Origin of the sequence: Pedobacter sp. Leaf170 (assembly GCF_920984665.1) — a bacterium.
Lineage (GTDB): Bacteria > Bacteroidota > Bacteroidia > Sphingobacteriales > Sphingobacteriaceae > Pedobacter.
The window spans coordinates 88096-105262 of sequence record NZ_CAKLBP010000006.1; the positions used below are offsets into that span (position 1 = coordinate 88096).

General features: G+C 39.2%; 18 protein-coding genes. 4 read left to right on the forward strand and 14 right to left on the reverse strand.

Annotation, left to right across the window (positions count from 1 at the left end):
• The first annotated feature begins 56 nt into the window (after window positions 1–56).
• Window positions 57–560 carry an RNA polymerase sigma factor gene (locus LUA90_RS14625; protein ID WP_231463529.1) on the forward strand — a complete coding sequence of 168 codons (504 nt, stop codon included), beginning with the start codon at window positions 57–59 and terminating at the stop codon, window positions 558–560.
• Between the two features lie 99 nt (window positions 561–659).
• On the opposite strand, the gene LUA90_RS14630 is transcribed toward LUA90_RS14625, so the two are convergent.
• The 3 genes from LUA90_RS14630 to LUA90_RS14640 are packed head-to-tail and all read right to left on the reverse strand — an operon-like array spanning window position 660 to window position 2505.
• Window positions 660–1193: a DUF892 family protein gene (locus tag LUA90_RS14630; protein ID WP_231491390.1), complete on the reverse strand. Its 534-nt coding sequence runs from the start codon at window positions 1191–1193 to the stop codon at window positions 660–662.
• A gap of 13 nt (window positions 1194–1206) precedes the next feature.
• Window positions 1207–1593 (reverse strand): response regulator, encoded by a 387-nt coding sequence (locus LUA90_RS14635; RefSeq protein WP_231463525.1) that lies wholly within the window; start codon window positions 1591–1593, stop codon window positions 1207–1209.
• 12 nt (window positions 1594–1605) lie between these two features.
• A complete protein-coding gene (locus tag LUA90_RS14640; RefSeq protein WP_231491613.1) occupies window positions 1606–2505 on the reverse strand; it encodes a helix-turn-helix domain-containing protein in 900 nt (299 codons plus the stop codon).
• Between the two features lie 101 nt (window positions 2506–2606).
• On the opposite strand from LUA90_RS14640, the gene LUA90_RS14645 reads away from it, so the two are divergent.
• Window positions 2607–2759: a hypothetical protein gene (locus LUA90_RS14645; RefSeq protein WP_231491392.1), complete on the forward strand. Its 153-nt coding sequence runs from the start codon at window positions 2607–2609 to the stop codon at window positions 2757–2759.
• 100 nt (window positions 2760–2859) lie between these two features.
• Here LUA90_RS14645 and LUA90_RS14650 read toward each other — a convergent pair whose 3' ends face one another.
• From LUA90_RS14650 to LUA90_RS14695, 10 genes are all read right to left on the reverse strand, one after another.
• A complete protein-coding gene (locus tag LUA90_RS14650) occupies window positions 2860–4812 on the reverse strand; it encodes an OmpA family protein (RefSeq protein ID WP_231491395.1) in 1953 nt (650 codons plus the stop codon).
• A gap of 62 nt (window positions 4813–4874) precedes the next feature.
• Entirely contained in the window at window positions 4875–5846 is a 972-nt protein-coding gene (locus LUA90_RS14655) for a type IX secretion system membrane protein PorP/SprF (protein WP_231491396.1), read from the reverse strand.
• A 54-nt stretch (window positions 5847–5900) separates the two neighbouring features.
• Window positions 5901–7382, reverse strand: a complete 1482-nt coding sequence (locus tag LUA90_RS14660) for an Ig-like domain-containing protein (RefSeq protein WP_231491398.1) — start codon at window positions 7380–7382, stop codon at window positions 5901–5903.
• Complete coding sequence (locus LUA90_RS14665) at window positions 7357–12339, reverse strand: DUF11 domain-containing protein (RefSeq protein ID WP_231491401.1); 4983 nt, start codon at window positions 12337–12339, stop codon at window positions 7357–7359. Before LUA90_RS14665 ends, LUA90_RS14660 begins: the two co-directional genes overlap by 26 nt.
• Before the next feature lie 42 nt (window positions 12340–12381).
• Window positions 12382–12822, reverse strand: a complete 441-nt coding sequence (locus tag LUA90_RS14670) for a hypothetical protein (protein ID WP_231491402.1) — start codon at window positions 12820–12822, stop codon at window positions 12382–12384.
• A gap of 287 nt (window positions 12823–13109) precedes the next feature.
• A complete protein-coding gene (locus tag LUA90_RS14675) occupies window positions 13110–13805 on the reverse strand; it encodes a DUF1826 domain-containing protein (RefSeq protein ID WP_231491403.1) in 696 nt (231 codons plus the stop codon).
• Between the two features lie 142 nt (window positions 13806–13947).
• Complete coding sequence (locus tag LUA90_RS14680; protein ID WP_231491405.1) at window positions 13948–14436, reverse strand: PRC-barrel domain-containing protein; 489 nt, start codon at window positions 14434–14436, stop codon at window positions 13948–13950.
• Between the two features lie 158 nt (window positions 14437–14594).
• Entirely contained in the window at window positions 14595–15089 is a 495-nt protein-coding gene (locus LUA90_RS14685) for a hypothetical protein (RefSeq protein WP_231491406.1), read from the reverse strand.
• The gene (locus tag LUA90_RS14690) at window positions 15067–15288 is read right to left on the reverse strand and encodes a hypothetical protein (protein WP_231491408.1); all 222 of its coding nucleotides are present in this window, start codon (window positions 15286–15288) and stop codon (window positions 15067–15069) included. The genes LUA90_RS14685 and LUA90_RS14690 overlap by 23 nt, the downstream gene beginning before the upstream one ends.
• 117 nt (window positions 15289–15405) lie before the next feature.
• Window positions 15406–15867, reverse strand: coding sequence for a PA2169 family four-helix-bundle protein (locus tag LUA90_RS14695; RefSeq protein ID WP_231465107.1), 462 nt, complete (start codon window positions 15865–15867; stop codon window positions 15406–15408).
• 132 nt (window positions 15868–15999) lie between these two features.
• Between LUA90_RS14695 and LUA90_RS14700 the strand changes: the two genes are divergently transcribed.
• Both LUA90_RS14700 and LUA90_RS14705 read left to right on the forward strand, forming a co-directional pair.
• Complete coding sequence (locus LUA90_RS14700; protein ID WP_231491410.1) at window positions 16000–16380, forward strand: hypothetical protein; 381 nt, start codon at window positions 16000–16002, stop codon at window positions 16378–16380.
• Entirely contained in the window at window positions 16381–16662 is a 282-nt protein-coding gene (locus LUA90_RS14705; protein ID WP_231491412.1) for a hypothetical protein, read from the forward strand.
• Here the strand turns inward: LUA90_RS14705 and LUA90_RS14710 are convergent.
• A complete protein-coding gene (locus LUA90_RS14710; protein ID WP_231491413.1) occupies window positions 16659–16940 on the reverse strand; it encodes a hypothetical protein in 282 nt (93 codons plus the stop codon). The genes LUA90_RS14705 and LUA90_RS14710 overlap by 4 nt on opposite strands.
• Window positions 16941–17167 lie beyond the last annotated feature (227 nt).

Consider the following 17167-nt stretch of genomic DNA (forward strand, 5'->3'; position numbering starts at 1 on the left):
CGTACCTAACAATGTACTAGCTTCATTTGTATAAAGCTTACCTTAAAAACATACTTATGAATCAAACAGAATTTGCAATTGCTGCACAGGAAGCAAGTGATAAACTCTTTAGCCATGCTTTAAAATTCACAAAAGATGTTGATGATGCAAGAGATTTAGTGCAGGATACGTTAGTGAAAGCCATACGTTTTAGCGATAAATTTGAAAGCAATACCAACCTTAAAAGTTGGCTGTATGTAATCATGCGAAACACCTTTGTAAATAAATACAGGCTTGATAAACGCAAACAGGAAATTATCACCACCGAAGAGGAAATTTCTTACGACCATTTAATGATAAGCGCCACACAAAATGCTTCAATATCAAGTTTCGCTTTAGGCGACATCGGTAAAGCACTTAAAAAATTACCCGATGCCTATCGAATTCCATTTATTAAGTATTTTGAAGGTTATAAGTACGAGGAAATAGCAGTAGAATTTAATATTCCGCTTGGTACAGTTAAAACCCGTATCCACGCCGCCAGAGAATTGCTTAAAAAGAACTTAAAAGCACACCGCTAATAATGAAGCTATATAAGGCTAAACGCAGACTATGCTTGCGTTTAGCCTGCTTATAGAATCTGTCTGCTAATAAATGAAAGGAATCAAAGAAACGTTTTGCTAATCAGCAGAAACAACATACTTTGTAGAAATTTGCAAGAAAAGTATACGGTCTGCCTTTGCTTCCTGGTAATTCTCATTCAGCAATTTTACCACCTGCTTATCCGATAATTTTGCCGCCGCCATTTGCAATATCTGAAAGGATGACATCTCCACGCTTTTAATATTCTGAAGGTAAAATATAATCGATAAATCACACAACTCGTCCTGGTCTGCAAGCTTTTCAATCGAATAAAAAGCATCTTCAATTAAACCACTCAAACCTTTTATTGGCTTTTTAGATATCTTACGATCCATAAGCGCATAAATCAGCTCCATCCTGGCAAGTTGTTTTTCTACATCTTCTACCGTTTCAACAATGGCACTTTCTAAAACCGAAAACTGCACATGCTTAAGCAACATAGGCAACCGGTTGGTTAAATGCAACTTAGCAGAATAAATCCGGTTTAAATGGCTGATTATAAATTTGCGTAACTGTGCTTTTTCTAATGGAATCTGTAACCACGCACCCAATTGCCCTGAATTTGAATTCATATTTTAAAATTCACTAAAAATACCTGTTTACGGTCGACAGTACATAATCGATATCAAAAGGCTTGGCAATATATGCGTCGGCCATGCTATCTGCTGCTAGCTTTGGTAATTCATATTCTGCAGAAATTAATATCACCGGAAAAGATAGGGTTTCCGAATGTTCTTTAAGCTCCTTACAAAGTTCAGCACCGGTTTTTTCATAACCACTGATGCGTACATCGGTCATAATCAAAGCCGGGTTAATGGCCGCAACTTCTTCAATAGGCAATCCCGTTCTGGATAGATATGGCTGGAAACCGGCCAATTGTAATAAAATATCCAAAACGCAAAGTATATCCTCATCGTCGTCTATTACGAGTATCGTTTTGTTTATTTTATTTGATAGATTTAATCCAGACATATCAACACATATTTATAATAACTCCGAAACTTCTATTCCATAAACCTCCAGAAAAATTCGCTGGAAATAAGCCCTGGATGGGTAACCCGCAACATGGGCAATTTCCGTAACTGTCCTGTATTTGCCCGTTGCAATGGCTTCCCATGCCATTTGTAAACGGATAATCCTAACCAGCATATTCGGTGTGGTATTCAAGGTCTTCTTCACCAAACGATACAGCTGGCGCTCTGTAATGGCAAGCTCCGAGCTAACCATGCTCAGCGTTAAGGGCTCCTTTTTTTGATGATGACGCACAACAGATTCAAACTTTTCAAACCATACACTTTCACGTTGAGACAAATTTTCAAACTGCTGTAAATCTGGTTTTAAGGCACTCATGCCGGCATTTTTCCGAAGGGTTTCAGGCGATACCTTTAACCGCTCAATCTGCTCTGGCTTTAAACCAGATAATATGTTGTCAATACGGCTCTGTTCCGACTGCTGGTTAATAAGCGTAACATCTTTCGCAATGCAGAATAAAGCATTGTACCGCTCCGCATAAACAATCGTCCAGAATAAAAATACAACCTTCCCCTGCTTCGTCAAAAACCTGTTCTCATATTTCTGGCTCTCCCCTCCACCAAACAAGGCATCGCAAAGTGTTAAATGGGCACTCAAATCATCAGGATGAATGAAATGCGTAACCGGGTAGCGCATCAATTCCTGACTGCTGTAACCTAATGTTTCAGGTAATGAATTATTAAACTTTTTAAAACATCCATCCGCTCCAATTACACACACCAGGTCCGGAATAATTTGTACCAAGTAATCCATCTCAAAAACATCCTGTGCCATTACATTTGCCATTTCAATATTTTCATCAATTAGCTGATAAATCCTAATGCCAGAGGTGGCATTTTGATTAAGGAACACAATCAAGGGAATTATGTTTGACCAAGCAATCCCGAATCGCGACTTTGTCGGATATGGGTATAAATACGTCAGAATTATATACCTAACAAGCGCTTTTCAAAATGCCGGCACTACAATTTAATGATGAAATTTCTTCTCTGAAGACGATTTACACTGTTGAGGGAAGATTAGATAAACGTATCAACCAAAAAGATGCAGCATCCGGTCAGACGCTGAAACTATCTCAGCTTAGAAGCCAGAAATTACCTATGTAACGATTGCAAAGGTATACGCAGGTATTTATACGCGAAAAACGAAAGCATTGAGATTAGGATGCTTTCGTTTTTGAAAAATATTGTTTGCTTGAATGAATCTCTATTGTTTTACGATTTTGAATTCTGTACGTCGATTAGCCTGCTGTGCTTGTTCATCACATTGAATTCCATTTTTGCAATTGTTAAGCAGTTTAGATTCTCCGTAGCCTTTAGCCGAGATACGGTTAACATCAATTCCTTTGGAAACGATATATTTTACCGCAGCATCAGCTCTTTTTTGAGATAAAATTAAATTATAAGCATCTTTTCCCCTGCTATCTGTATGCGAACCAAATTCGATCCAAATGGTAGGATTTTCTAACATAACTTTAACCAGTTTATCTAATTCAACTGCGGCATCGGCCCTAATGCTCCATTTATCAAAATCATAAAAAATGTTCTCAATTTTGATTGGCTTATCAAGCTCTACAGTTTCTAAATATAAATTTTTGGTTAGTACCGAATCAGCAGATAAAGCCTTTGTTGTTAGTTGGGCAAAACCTGAACGGTAATTTGTTTTTACACCGGTTAATTCATAATCGGAGTTTTGCTCAAGGTTAAATTTAAAATTCCCATCATTATCAGATTCGACTTTAATTGGTGTAGAATTTATTTTTGTAAGCGTTACAACGGCCTTACTAATTACCTGATTTGTTTTTTTATCGAATACTTTCCCATTTAATTTTATTGCATAATTCAGGTTAGTATTTAAACTGTAAATATCATCATTACCTAAACCCCCAAAACGGTTTGATGAAAGATAAGCCTTATTCGTTTTATCATCCATATTAAAGGCAAAGTCATCTTGTGGAGAATTAGTCGGATAGCCTAAATTTGTTACCATTGATGTTCCTGATAAACTTTTAGAAACCCGGAAAATATCTAAGCCGCCCATACCTACTTGCCCATCGCTTGAGAAATAAAACACATTATTATTGTCTAAATATGGCGTTCGTTCATTGCCTTGTGAATTTAATTCCCCTAAATTTTTTGCTTCGCCCCAAGCTCCGGAGCTAAGTTTTTCGACTACATAAATATCTGTTCCACCTAAACCGCCATGCATATCAGAAAGGAAATAAAGTTTATTCCCGTTTCCTAAGATAAATGGATCGCCAACAGAATAAGCTTTTACATCATTATATTTAAAAGGTATTGCCGCTCCCCAGGTTCCATCACTATTTTTTGTATTGCTGAAAATTTCTACATTAATGGTTCTGGTTTTCTCTTTTATTTTATTGAGATTTTCGGGAATACGCGTTAAAGTAAAATATACAGTTTTTCCATCGGCTGTAAAACTTGCGGCTCCAATATGGTAGTTTGTTACGGCGTTTACCGAGAATGTTTTTACACTATCATTACCTTGTTTTGTATATAACTTAAGGTAACCGTTTCCCGTCCAGCCATAGATTTTTTTATCTGGAAGTTTGCTTCCATCAAATTTTAAAAACGGCTTATTTTTATCTGTTTCCGCTGATGTTTTTCTGTCAGAAGTAAATACCAAAGCATTTTGGTAAAGTGTGCTTCCCCAATCAGATTGAGGGCCATTGATAGTATTAAGGTTATTTACTTGAGTTTTTGATGGATTTTTCATCCATTTTACCGCCGAATCGCAAGAAGCAATAAGTTTACTTTTATCATTAGATGAAAGTATGGTGTCTTTCTCAAAAAAACTTAAATACTGGGTTTTAGCTTCGCTATATTTAGCATTTTGCTGTAACGTTTTAGCATAGTTTAATATATTCTCATTCTTACTTCCGGGCATTTTAGAAGCAATTGCATACCAACTTTCGGCTTGCGGATAATTATTTATAAACTGATAGGATTGAGCCAAACGTTCGGCAGCATGCAAAGTCTGCTTTTTTTTGTAGGCTTGTTCGTATAAATTTATCGCCTTATTATAATTAAACAAATCAAAGGCTTTGTCGGCTTCTTTTAAAACATATTGCGCCTTTACCGCTGATAAATTAATCAACAGCGCAATCAGGATAAATATCGTTTGTAAACTTTTCTTCATTCGTTGTTTTTTTTTTCGATTCGTTTAATAAAATGTGAACCTGATATTTTGATGATTACAGCTTAAAAATATCGTGGACTAAGCATTCTGGTATTTTTCCTGTTGAAGAAATAACCAAATGATATTTCATGCGTACCACTGCTATAGCCCTGCAAAGGACCAATTGAAAAATCGTAAGCATAACCAATTCTTAAATTTGAATTCGGGAAAATCTGGATGGCTGCCACCGCCGAATTCAAGTTCGATAAATCTTTTTGCAGATAAGACTTATCATAAAGCTTTACACCGGTACGGTAAGAACCACCTAACCAGAATTTATCAGCAAGAATAAAAAAAGCATTTAAATCTAAACTTGTTGGTCCGCCTCTATCATCTTTGATTAAAAATGATGGCTTTAATAAAATATCTGTTGATAGAGGTAAAAGCATTCCGGCCGTTAGGTAATAGTGCGGTTTAGGCTGTGGAATAAATGCATACCTATCAATATCAATGTATTGAGAAACTAAATTATCGACACTAAATCCGGCATAAAAACGATTATCAGCATAATAAACTCCAGCTCTTGCATCGGGCACAACAGAACTCTGTAAACCAACAGGCTGGAAAGGTTCAGGATCATTAGGATTTAGCAAAGCGCCATCAATACCCAATTGTACAGCCCCTGCGCCCACACCAAAAGATAAACGTGAACTTCCATCGGCATTCATACGTATGCGATAAGCGTAACTTGCGTATGCAGATAAATTTCGTTGCGCTCCTAGCCTATCATTTGATACTTGAAACGCCAAACCCACATTCCCGTCATTTGCAATTGCATCTACCGCGAGCGACATGGTTTGCGGAGCACCTTCAATACCAGTCCACTGGCTACGGTAAAATGCATGGAGGTTAAGCTGTTCGCGATAGCCGGCGTAAGCTGGGTTTATATAAATACCATTAAACATGTATTGACTAAACTGTGCATCTTGCTGCGCTGATACCGTTTTTAAAAAAAACAGAATTAAACCCGTTAATAAAAGTATTAGTTTCTTCATCTTATATCTGTTTGCGTAAAAGTGGGGTTTACAAAACCCCACCCAAACCATCTCTTAATTTTTGAAAGCCCTGATTAAGGTTACATATCCCTTAAATACTTCGTATTCATTACTTCCTATACGTTTTACCCTAAGCAGATAGTAGTAAGTTCCTTCATTTAAGCCTTCTCCACTCCATGTATTCTGATAGCCTTTTTGCCTGAATACTTCATTGCCCCATCTATTTACAATGGTTAATTCGTTATCCTGATATTGATTCAATCCTCTGATTTCAAACACATCATTAATTCCATCTCCGTTAGGTGTAAATAAAGTTGGAATTTTTATATCCACAAAATTGGCATTTATGGTAGCTATTGCTACGTTAGTGTAATATCCGAATGCATCTTTAACCCTGTAAGAAAAAGAATCGGCTCCGGTATAGCCAGGTTTTGGTGTGTAAGTAATGGTTCCATCAGGATTTACACGAACGGTTCCGTTTCGTGGCTGTACCATAATTTCTACCGTCAACTGGTCTAAAGTAGAATTACCAGGGTCATCGTTAGCCAATACATTAATCACCACCGGACTATTAGCCTTCGTTTCTGCTTTATCATCAAAAGCAATCGGTGATTTCGGCACTGTAATAACAGTTGGTGTATTATTGCCTTCACCAGTACCTGAAATATCCGTAATTAGCAATCCTCCTGGCGTTACAGCACTTACCGAAGCACTATTGCTTACGCTTCCCAAATCCTTATCGGCTTGTACTAAAATATAAACCTCGGTTTGTGTAATCGATGCTCCAGGGGCTAAGCCTCCGGCTACATTTACAACTTTATTAATAATTCCAAGCTTCGCATCTGATAATAAAATATTGGTTAATGTAACACTGCCTGTATTTTTAATAGTGAAGCTATAGGTAATTACATTGCCAGTAAATGAAGCGCCTTTGGTTAAAGAGATTGCTCCAACAGGCCTAATAACGGTAATTGTAGCATCGTTTGCTGCAGCCGTAGCCGGATCATCTGAAACCATAGCCACATTATTGCCTTTAGCATCTTTAGCAGTGGCAAGGGCTTGATTACTAATTTGACCAACATTAACATCACTTTGTGTTAAAATATGTGTTGCAGTTAAGGTAACAGAAGCACCCGGTAATAATTCGCCAATTGGCGAGCCTGCAACTATTGCATTTACATCTGTAACTACGATATCCGTTAATCGAGCAGTTCCGGTATTAGTAATGATTAAATTATAGTTTAGTACGCCGCCTGCTGAGGTAGGTACGGCACCGTTTACAACTTTATTAAAGGTATATCCCGCAGAATAAACATTAATATTTACAACAATTTCATCTGATAGAACACCATCTACAGTTCTTAATCTGTATGTGTATGAATCTGCACCGGTGAAATTAGCGTTTGGTGTATATAAAACGGTTCCATCTGCATTAACAACAACATTTCCATTTGATGGATTTCGAGCAATAACAACACTTGAAGCCGCAGATGCAGGACCATCGTTAGCTTTAACATTTGTAACTATCTGCAACATCTGCGTTTACAGCATAACTACTTCCATTGTTAACTATGCGTAATGTGTAATTGGAATTTGTTCCTGCAGTAAGACCTGATGAACCGGTTTTAACAATGCTTAGAACAGGTTTTGAATCAATAATTGTATTGATGCTCGATGTATTATTTGTAGTATTTGGATCAGTTATGCCTGTTGGCGCAGTAAGTGTTACAGTATTGGTTAAGCTACCTGTTGCCGCAGCAGAAACACTTCCGCTAATGGCAAGGCTTACACTTTGTCCGCTGGCTATTGTTAAACCCGTCCAGTTTCCAGTTGCACCGTCGTAAACACCCGCAGATGCATTATAACTGTTCGCTGTAAAACCTGATGGCAAAACATCAACTACCCTTAAAACATCAGAAGATAACATCTTCGCCGTTCCATTATTAGTTACAGTGATGTTGTACACTAAACTATTTCCGGCAACAGCTCTTAATGGTGTAGAGGTTTTAGCAATACTAAAATCAATCGTTCTGTTTACCGTTACGGCATCCGTTGCAGTATTGTTAGCTGATGATGGATCAGTTGTACCTTGTGGTGCAATAACTGATGCTGAATTATTTAATGTCCCGGCTGCATCCTGGGCCACATTACCAGATATGGTTAATGTTGTAGATTGACCGGGGGCCAAGGTTAAACCTGTCCAGTTGCCAGTTGTATTGCTATAGGTTCCGGTTGCCGGCGTAAATGCCGTGGCAGAAAATCCAGCTGGTAGGTTATCAGTAAGATTAACAACATCACTTGCAACCAAACTACTCGGACCATTATTAACCAAAGTAATTGTGTAGGTTAAAGAAGCCGCAGCTTGTACAGGTTTTGGTGTAGAAGTTTTGCTTATACCCAAATCAATCAACCTGGTAATATTGGTATTATCAGTAGCAGAATTATTTGTTAAATCCGGATCAACCGTACCAGTTGGTGCAACAACGCTGGCAGTATTTGAAATTGTTCCGCTGGCTTGGGCAGATAAGTTTCCATTAATGGTTAAGGTTGCGGTTTGCCCCGTTGCAAGCGTTAGCCCGGTCCAGTTTCCATTTGTAGATGTATAACTTCCAGCAGATGCTGAATAATTAGTTACAATAAATCCCGCTGGTAAATTATCTGTAATACTCGCCACATCTGAGGCAAGCAAAGTACTCGGACCATTATTTGTAAGTGTTAAAACATAGCTGAAAGGATTTCCTGCAACGCCTGGCTTAGGATTAGCGATTTTCGCAAGCGAGAAATCAATTTTCCTGACAGGTACTATGTTGGTAATATTTGCAGTATTATTTGCTCCCGTTGGATCGTTTTCATTACCATATATAGTTGCATTGTTTTCATAATCTGCCGACGTAGCATTTGCATTAACAGTTGCTACAATTGTAAGCGTTTGTGTGGCATTCGGCAATAAGGTTCCAATGGTCCAAACCCCGTTTAAATAAGTACCAACGCTTGGATTAGATGACACTAAAGTGTAACCGGCTTTTAAAACATCGTTTATTATCACTCCCGATGCATTACTTGGCCCGAGATTATTTGCAGAAATTGTAAAAGTTATATTTTCGCCAACAGTTGGATTGGTTTTATTTACTGATTTAGTAACGCGAAGGTCTGTTTGCTCAGTGTAGGTAATAATCACCTCATCGCTTGAGGCAAGACAAGGTGCGTTTGTAATAGTCCAGGCTAATGTTGCACTTGTATTTTTTGCAATGGTAACAGTAGTATTTCTGTCTGCCGGATTTGCAATTGTCGCAGTTCCGCTTATAACTGTCCACGTGCCTATGCCTACAATTGGAGCATTACCCTGTAGGGTAAATACGCCAGAATTGTATTGCGTTTGATCAACACCTGCATTTGCAACAGATGGCGACTGATTTACAGTTATTACTACCGGATTGGTTGGCTGAGATTCGCAAACAGAATTTGGCGAAGTTGTTGTCGATATTGTAATTCTTCTATAATAAGTTGTTTGGTTTAATGCAGCAGGCTGATAGGTTGCTCCAGATTGGCCCGACACAGCGGTCCATGTGCTGTTATTTAAAGAACTTTCCCATCTGTAACTAATTACACCAGAACCCGAACCAGCAGTTGTTGAAGTGATTAATGCCGGAGTTGAGCCGACACAAATTGTTTGGTTAGCTGCAATAGCCCCTGCAATTGTAGCACTTTGTACAGTTACATCGAAAGTGAAGGCATTGCCGGTACATCCATTCACGGTAGGCGTAACAGTGTACCTAACTACTCCGGTTGTACCACTGGTATTTGTAAGTATTTGACTAATTGGCCCAGAAACTAAATTATCCTGATTGCTGAAACCACTAACCACACCCCCAGAAAGTTGAGCGGCTGTCCAGGTGTATTGTGTATTCGTAACATTACTGGTTGGGCTTACACTAAATGCCGTATTAGAACAAATTGCTGCTGGGTTAACTGCCGAAGCAGTTATCGTAGGCACCATATTTACAATAATGGTAAATGATGCACCAACACATCCGTTATATGATGGTGTTACCGTATAAGTTAATGTTCCGGGATTTGCTCCGGTAATTGTTAAGTTTTGAATGATGGCAGTCTGGTTCGTCCCCGCTGTGGCGCCGGTTATACTTGCCGAGCCGGTTGGAAGCGACCAATTATAAACTGTTCCTGATGGTGCAGCTGTTGGCTGAATGTTAAAACTTCCTGTAGAACCACACAATGGCACCGTTTGATTAGATACTTGTGGTCTTGGATTTACAGTTACCAGCGCCTGATTTGCATACGAAGGTACAGAAGGACAACCATTTAAAGATAATACCGCTCTGAATGAGGTCGTTTGCGTTAGGTTAGCGTAAGCTAAAGATGTTGTTGTATTGGCAATTGCAGTCCAGTTGTTTCCATCCAATGAGGATTCCCAACGGGTAACTGTACTACCCGGAGAATTGCCGGATAAGGTTAATGTTCCGCTTCCGCCTGAGCAAATAGTGGTTGAGCCACCTACACTGCCTGCAGACTCCACAGTTACAACAAAATTTGAAGAAACCGGACCTGAACAACCTGTCGCCGTAGCCGTAATGGTTGCATTCCCACTAAAACCGGTAGCCCAGGTAAGTTCGCCTGTAATAGCATTAATCACACCAGATGTGGATGGGCTTAAAGAATAGCTAATCGCGTTACTGTTGGTTGCGGTTGCGGTGTAGGTATTAACACTATATCCCTGGCAACGGGTATTACTTAAACCCGAAGCAAAAACAGGACTTGCTACAGTACCATTTACCGTAATTTTTCCTGTTGTAGATGTTACAGAACCCGTTGTAGTTATCGTGTAAATTTGTGCGCCAGTAGTTTGCACCGTTGGCGTGCCGCTGATGGTAAGCGTTTTATTTGCATTGTTATAATTTTGGCCCAAACCAGCAGGAAGATTTGTTACCGAAGCACCAGTTACTGAGCCTCCAAGCTGATATACAATCGGTGTTATCGGTGTATTTATACAAACAACCTGAGCATCGGTACCACTTGCAGATGTAAGTGATATTGATGCTGATGGCGTTGTGGCTGCCGTACTTGTGTTATTAGCTATGTTGAAATCCTGCTGACTGCTGGTTACACTCGCAGTATTTGAATAATTACCTGTTGCTAAAACTCTTGCCGATATTCTTAATAAAGCAGTACCACCTTTAGCCAATTGTCCAATCGTCCATTTTCCTGTCGGTTGGTCATATATCGTTCCGGCAGATGGAGTATTAGAAATATAGCTGTAACCAGTTGGTAGTAAATCTGTAGCAGATACTCCCACGGCATTACCCGGACCAGAATTGGTAACATTAAGACTAAAAACAACTGTTGAACCTACAGAGGGGGTAGCATTATCTACCGATTTCACCATAGAAAGATCGATATTACAAAGGGCTACACTAACCGGAAGGGATTGCGCACTAAGCCCGCAATTAAGCATAGATGTAACCGTGTAACTTCCAGAAATGGTTGCCACGATACTTGATGAGGTAGCTCCGGAAATAGGATTCCCATCAAAATACCATTGGTAAGGTGCTGTACTACTGGGGTCTGCTTTTAATGTGGCAGAGGCACAATCTGTTTGACTAAATGTTGGTTTCAGCGCTTTCTCCGGAAAGGGAGATAGAAAATTCGACATCGAGAAACCCCCGCCCTGTTGAACCACAGCTACTGATAATCTTGCATTACTGGTTAGTACGAATGAAGCAGGCGCTCCGATATTAGCATCGCTGTAATCAACAATATACACGCCCGAGCTGCCAAGCTGGCGCCTAACCCCCACACCAGAAATGGTTTCAATATCTCTGTTGGTGTAATTCGTTGTTCCGCTTCCTTTTGTAGTTAAAAATATTTTTTCTGTCGGGCTCTTTATAGAGATATAGGCAAAATATGGTAAGTCTTGATTTAAATTGTAATTTCTGAATTTATAGGTTTCAATCTTATTTGAACCACCACATGAGGCTATTGGCGTAAGTGTTGCAATATCTACCTCACAACTTACCGCAGTTCCAGAATAGGCTACAACATTTTTGTTTGCAACAATCCTTGAAGATGAATATTGAGTTGTGCCAACACCGTGAGTGAACTGAACAAAACTGCCACCAGCAATAAGGTTATAGGTATTTGTACTTTGAATAACGCCGTTTGCGTCAAAATTCGAAACAGTTACCGTTGTATTAGGCTCAGAAGCTATAACAATGGTTTGCTCGGCAGTAGCATTTCCGGCACCACGCACAACTACATATTCATTACCTAAGGATGCAACCGGAGGAACAGGATTATAAGCGCCATCTCCACACCCTCCAGGAGCATCAACTCTGGCAGAAGTATTCATTACAGCCGGACCAGATGCTTCAACCAATGCACCGATATTGGTTCTGAATAAATAACTCTGACCAGCATTTAAAGTTGTTAATGCCGTTCCGTTTAACTTAAAAACGGTATTATTTTCAATAGCGAGCACACTATAAATCGGCAATTCTCCCGGACCTAAATTGCCATCCCTTTAATAACCTACCCGAAAAGATGTGCCAATAGCTGCATCACCAAAACTGAATAATGATGCGTTTCCTTTGATAAAAGCATCACTCCCTTCACCAACGCCACTTAATTGATCTGAAGCAACGTTCCTAACATTTACTGCTATGGGCGAACTTCCGGTAACAATCATGCCGGCCCCATTCAAAACAGTATTTAAAGAACTGCTTAAGGCTGGTAATGTGTTAGGTAGCGCCGTAAAACGATAAACAGCAGGAGAACCGCTTGTGCAGGTAAAACTTGCCATAAATGTACCATCACTTTTAGTAATCGTTACATTTACAGGCGTTGAACTATTAGTGGTTACAACTACCTCATTTGCTTTACTCCAATATTGCCACGGTGCAGGTGCAATGTAATGCTTAGTGTAAGTTTGAGCAAAAGATTTTGAAATTAAGATGAAAACCATGAATAACATGGTGATTAGTAGCCGTTTAATCATAGAGTGCGATAGAGGTTCGAGATAATTTATTCGCCCCACCAAATGAATTAGAATTTAATACGGCCTTACTAACGTATTAATATTATCAATACGAATAAACAATTTGTAGTATAAAACATACCCCTTAAAGTTGTAATTAGTCGAAATCAAGCTTGGCAATGTCTTAAAGCATGTTTTTTACAAAGACAGACAATAACATATTTTAAACGTAAAAAGTCCAAAATATCTAATGAATAAAATTTAGCAGTGATAATTCAACATATCAACAACAACCTCAATTCATTGGCTTTTTCGAGCGGTGCCCGGTGTACGCAAGGCAATACAGCCTGCCCGGGATAATCTACCGCCAGTTTCCACAAATGCCCTACGCCAAGGTTAACAATTGCGCCACCCGCTTTGGGCTGATAATGTAAATCAAAAAAATAATCCGTTAAAAAAGCTTCAAAATCCCCTTCATCACCATCATATATTTCGGTTAATTTTTGGCGGATTTCAGGCACGAGCACCTTTTGCTCCACATCTTCATTGGCAATAATATCACTGGCAGCCCCGTAATAGGTGCATAAAAAAGTATCCGCAGCTACGGGCGAGCGGTCAACATGGAAAGAATAAACATCTGTAGAAATAAAATCGAAAGTATCATCCCGTGGATAAGCCCTAAGCAGATTAAGCGTGGGTTGTGCACCAAAATCCTTTAGGCATTTCAGGTCCTTTAAAATTGTGTTCCTCGCCGCACTACCCGCTGCCGATAAATTTAACTTTAATAAATCTTCAGCAGACACTTCCGTAACATCATCTTTAAGCTGTAATTGATGCACCAGCGCTTCAAAATCCCCTTCCGGCTGCCTGGCCCAGCAAACAGCATTTTGCTGGCCTTCGAAAGGGCTTTCAGCCAGTTCAGTAAAGCTCGAAACAACCTTCACCTGGCGGCTGTCAGAAAATTCATGCATGGCTCAATATAAACATTTACCACAAAATTAAAAGAGGATTTTCAAAAAAACCAGCCAGAAAAAAACCGGAACAACAGCCTTTGTTTAAGCCATCATTCCGGTTGTAAAATCTGATAGAAAATTTAAAATCTACACTTAGCGGTTATAGTCTCGATTGGGCTTCACGCACCAGGTTTCCACGGTCAAAATGATGGTGTCTGTAAAAATTTTCACGATCAATTTCTACAATTTCATCCTCCATCCGTAAAGCGGCCGGGCTGCCAATAACCCTCCTGATTTCATCCTCCATTTCATAACTCACCTCATCCATAATATACCTTGGCATGGCAGCATACTGGTCTAAATGGAAATCAGGCACAATAATGGTTTTCGAATCATCAGCAAGGTCGGCTACACCAATAGGGATAAGCACCATTTTTTCTTCGTTAAGCAATGCCAAATCCAGTTCCACAATGATGTAACGGATGGCATTATTAGCAGGGTCGAAAAGCAGGTCATTCACTTTTCCAATAACCGCACCTGCTTCATTCTGTACCGGCCAGCCCGTAATGTCTGCGCCATCATTGGCAAGGCGGTAGTCTGAAGTAGAAAGCGTTTCTAAATTGCTGTAATTTATACTGTTCGTATGCATATCAATTAGGTTTTAAATAGGTAAATAGATATAAACAAGAACAGCACCACTTAAAAATAGTTTCATTTTTTAATCAAAGGCAGGCCAGCCACAGCAGGCAAACCGATTAAAAAACATGAAATATGGCTTAAAGTATTAAAACAAATCTGGCAAATGCCTTAATAAACACGAACCATAAATTCATCCGTAAAATCGGCATTATAAACCTTAAAGGTAATTTCCCATTCATCCTCTACCAGCTGACCAATAAAAGCACTGAAAACACTTTTAAACCGAAAGAAATCAGTATTTGCCCGGCAGATAACAAGGTATGCACTGTCATTTTCCATAACCACTTCCTGAACCCAGTCGGCCCAGTGGCTTTTAATTTTCCCCGGCAAAAAATTAAAATGCTGTTTATCAATAAAAGAACCAATATGGTTCAATCTCGAAACATCAAGGCTCGAATCGCCAACAGCCGCCCAACGGCCGTCTGTTTTATCCAGCGTAGCCAGCAACTCGTCATCATCAAGCACCAGCCACACCGCTCCGCTCCCCTGGCGAATCAGCTGGTAAGCCTTTAATCCGGTTTGGTCTTCAAATAAATAATCCAGCACCACCATTTTACCTGGGCTGCTCGGGTTGGTTCGGTTAGCGTTCGAAGCGGGTTCCATGTTGATCCACAAAATTAATCTGAATGTCTTTTATCTTAATTTCGCTATCCTCATGTATCAGTTCCGCCATATTGCGGATAGATTTGGCATCTTCCTTCGTCGATACAATAATATCGAGCGTTCTTCCGCCACTTTGCACAATGTCGATAACGGGATAATCCTTTAAAGTACTTTTTAAAATATTAATGAGTTTTTCCATGGGCTTGCGCTATATAACCATCAATGGCCTAGAATGTTTTCACACACAATTTATGGCTGTAGATCAGAAAAAGGGGCTCATAAATGAACCCCTTTTTTACTGTAAGATGTGTATCAACTATAATGCTTTATGAGCATCTCTTAATGCCTTAATGGTATCATGGCTGGCATTGATACCTTGCTGCTGATCCAGTAAAAGATTTCTAACTTCTTCACCCAGTTCATTTTCCTGTAAAGCATCTCTGTAAGCTTTTTTAATAGCATCCTCGCCTCTTTCGCATTCCTCTAAAATACTGGTGCGGTCATCACCACCAAAGCTTGATTTAATGTCAATCCAGGCACGGTGTAAACTACCTAAAATGGTATTGCCCGTATCCGGGTTATCACCATGTCTGCCCACTAAACCTGCAAGCTCAGTTACGTTTTTACGGCTTTGAGAAGATAACTGCTCAAATGTTGCTTTCAAATCTATGTTCTCCTCACTGATATCTTTAGCAGCTTTATCAAAGCCATCAGCACGGTCATTATTAATTTCAATTAAGTCATTTAAGACTTCAACGGTTTTTTCTTGATTTTCCATATTTTTATTTTGATAGATTGTATGTAAAACAGCCGTTAATTCGAGATTGTTTTAAAAATAAAAATTCTCAAAAGGTTTATTTTTCTCGCATCCACCTAACATGTCAAAACTTTTATCCACAAATCTGCAATTTTGAAAACATATAGGAATAGATATGGTTTCATGATTATGGACAAAACAATGCAGGAAATATTTGATGATTTCGAAAACAAATCAATCCAGGTAGAAGAAGCTAAAAAAGTACTCGATTCGGCTACCCTTCCCGATTTAAAAGATAAGGATTATATTAGTGCAGAAGAGGCCGATGCCCATTTAATCGCAGCAATGGAACGCGAAAGGGCCGAAAAAATATTGGAAGATTTAAGTGCAGAATGGGGAGAAATACAGGATGTATTAGTTGGCAAACTTTGTAAAATTAACACCAAAGTAATGGTAAAAGATAAGCGTGACGGTAGCGATGTGCTTATTCATTGCGAAGGGGGTTATATAATTATCGAAGAAGCAGAAAAATAGATGAGTACATTAACCATACAAGAACAGTTTAACGATTATATATCGCTGCTCAGCGAAGTACACGATATCGACCAGCAACTGGAAGAACAAATTAATGAAGTGGAAATATTTAATCTTCGTGAAAAACGGATGTATCGTAAAAACAGGTTAAAGCTTTTGAAAGCACAGCTGATAGAATCTTTATCAAAACTGGGCACTAGATACCCAATACACAATTACCTGGCCAGCAAAACCACCTACATTTGGGTAGAAGACAAGAAATTGCAGATAGCATATTACTAAAACTCAGGCTCTTCAGCACCAGCTTCATTTGCTGAGGAGTCCTGTCCCTCAGTCCACTCACCTATACCCATTCTTTTGGTGAGCAGGGTAAACACACCCATAGGCAAAATATAACCCGGGGTATGGGTCCAGCCCTCCTCAGTAAGTTCTAAAATACCTTTATAGGCACCGTCTATATAAATTCTAAATTGTTTTTTATCAGGAGCTATTCTATTGACAACGATGGTGCGACTTTTAAAGACGATAATGCGTGTCCCGGTTTGCGGGTTACTGAACATGAGGGCGTGTATCTGGTTAATTGGGTGATAAATATATTGAATAATTCCAGTAACAATTACGATATTCCTATTGGTGCTGTGATTAAGAAAACTAGGCCAATGCTTATCCCCTTTTTGTTCGATTGCTAATCAGCCAGATGCAATTTATTACGTACAAATACGCAGTAAATTAGCACTTTCCTCAACGTGGCCAAAGGCGATTTATTTGTACTTTTGCCACTAAGATA

Bases quoted from the DNA above. Each gene is read 5' to 3' on its own strand.
- LUA90_RS14655 (WP_231491396.1), bottom strand. From the start codon at position 5,846: ATGAAGAAACTAATACTTTTATTAACGGGTTTAATTCTGTTTTTTTTA.
- LUA90_RS14645 (WP_231491392.1), top strand. From the start codon at position 2,607: ATGCCGGCACTACAATTTAATGATGAAATTTCTTCTCTGAAGACGATT.
- LUA90_RS14685 (WP_231491406.1), bottom strand. From the start codon at position 15,089: ATGGAACCCGCTTCGAACGCTAACCGAACCAACCCGAGCAGCCCAGGT.
- LUA90_RS14660 (WP_231491398.1), bottom strand. From the start codon at position 7,382: ATGTTGCAGATAGTTACAAATGTTAAAGCTAACGATGGTCCTGCATCT.
- LUA90_RS14680 (WP_231491405.1), bottom strand. From the start codon at position 14,436: ATGCATACGAACAGTATAAATTACAGCAATTTAGAAACGCTTTCTACT.
- LUA90_RS14625 (WP_231463529.1), top strand. From the start codon at position 57: ATGAATCAAACAGAATTTGCAATTGCTGCACAGGAAGCAAGTGATAAA.
- LUA90_RS14650 (WP_231491395.1), bottom strand. From the start codon at position 4,812: ATGAAGAAAAGTTTACAAACGATATTTATCCTGATTGCGCTGTTGATT.
- LUA90_RS14710 (WP_231491413.1), bottom strand. From the start codon at position 16,940: ATGTTCAGTAACCCGCAAACCGGGACACGCATTATCGTCTTTAAAAGT.
- LUA90_RS14705 (WP_231491412.1), top strand. From the start codon at position 16,381: ATGAGTACATTAACCATACAAGAACAGTTTAACGATTATATATCGCTG.
- LUA90_RS14690 (WP_231491408.1), bottom strand. From the start codon at position 15,288: ATGGAAAAACTCATTAATATTTTAAAAAGTACTTTAAAGGATTATCCC.
- LUA90_RS14635 (WP_231463525.1), bottom strand. From the start codon at position 1,593: ATGTCTGGATTAAATCTATCAAATAAAATAAACAAAACGATACTCGTA.
- LUA90_RS14630 (WP_231491390.1), bottom strand. From the start codon at position 1,193: ATGAATTCAAATTCAGGGCAATTGGGTGCGTGGTTACAGATTCCATTA.
- LUA90_RS14670 (WP_231491402.1), bottom strand. From the start codon at position 12,822: ATGGTTTTCATCTTAATTTCAAAATCTTTTGCTCAAACTTACACTAAG.
- LUA90_RS14675 (WP_231491403.1), bottom strand. From the start codon at position 13,805: ATGCATGAATTTTCTGACAGCCGCCAGGTGAAGGTTGTTTCGAGCTTT.
- LUA90_RS14695 (WP_231465107.1), bottom strand. From the start codon at position 15,867: ATGGAAAATCAAGAAAAAACCGTTGAAGTCTTAAATGACTTAATTGAA.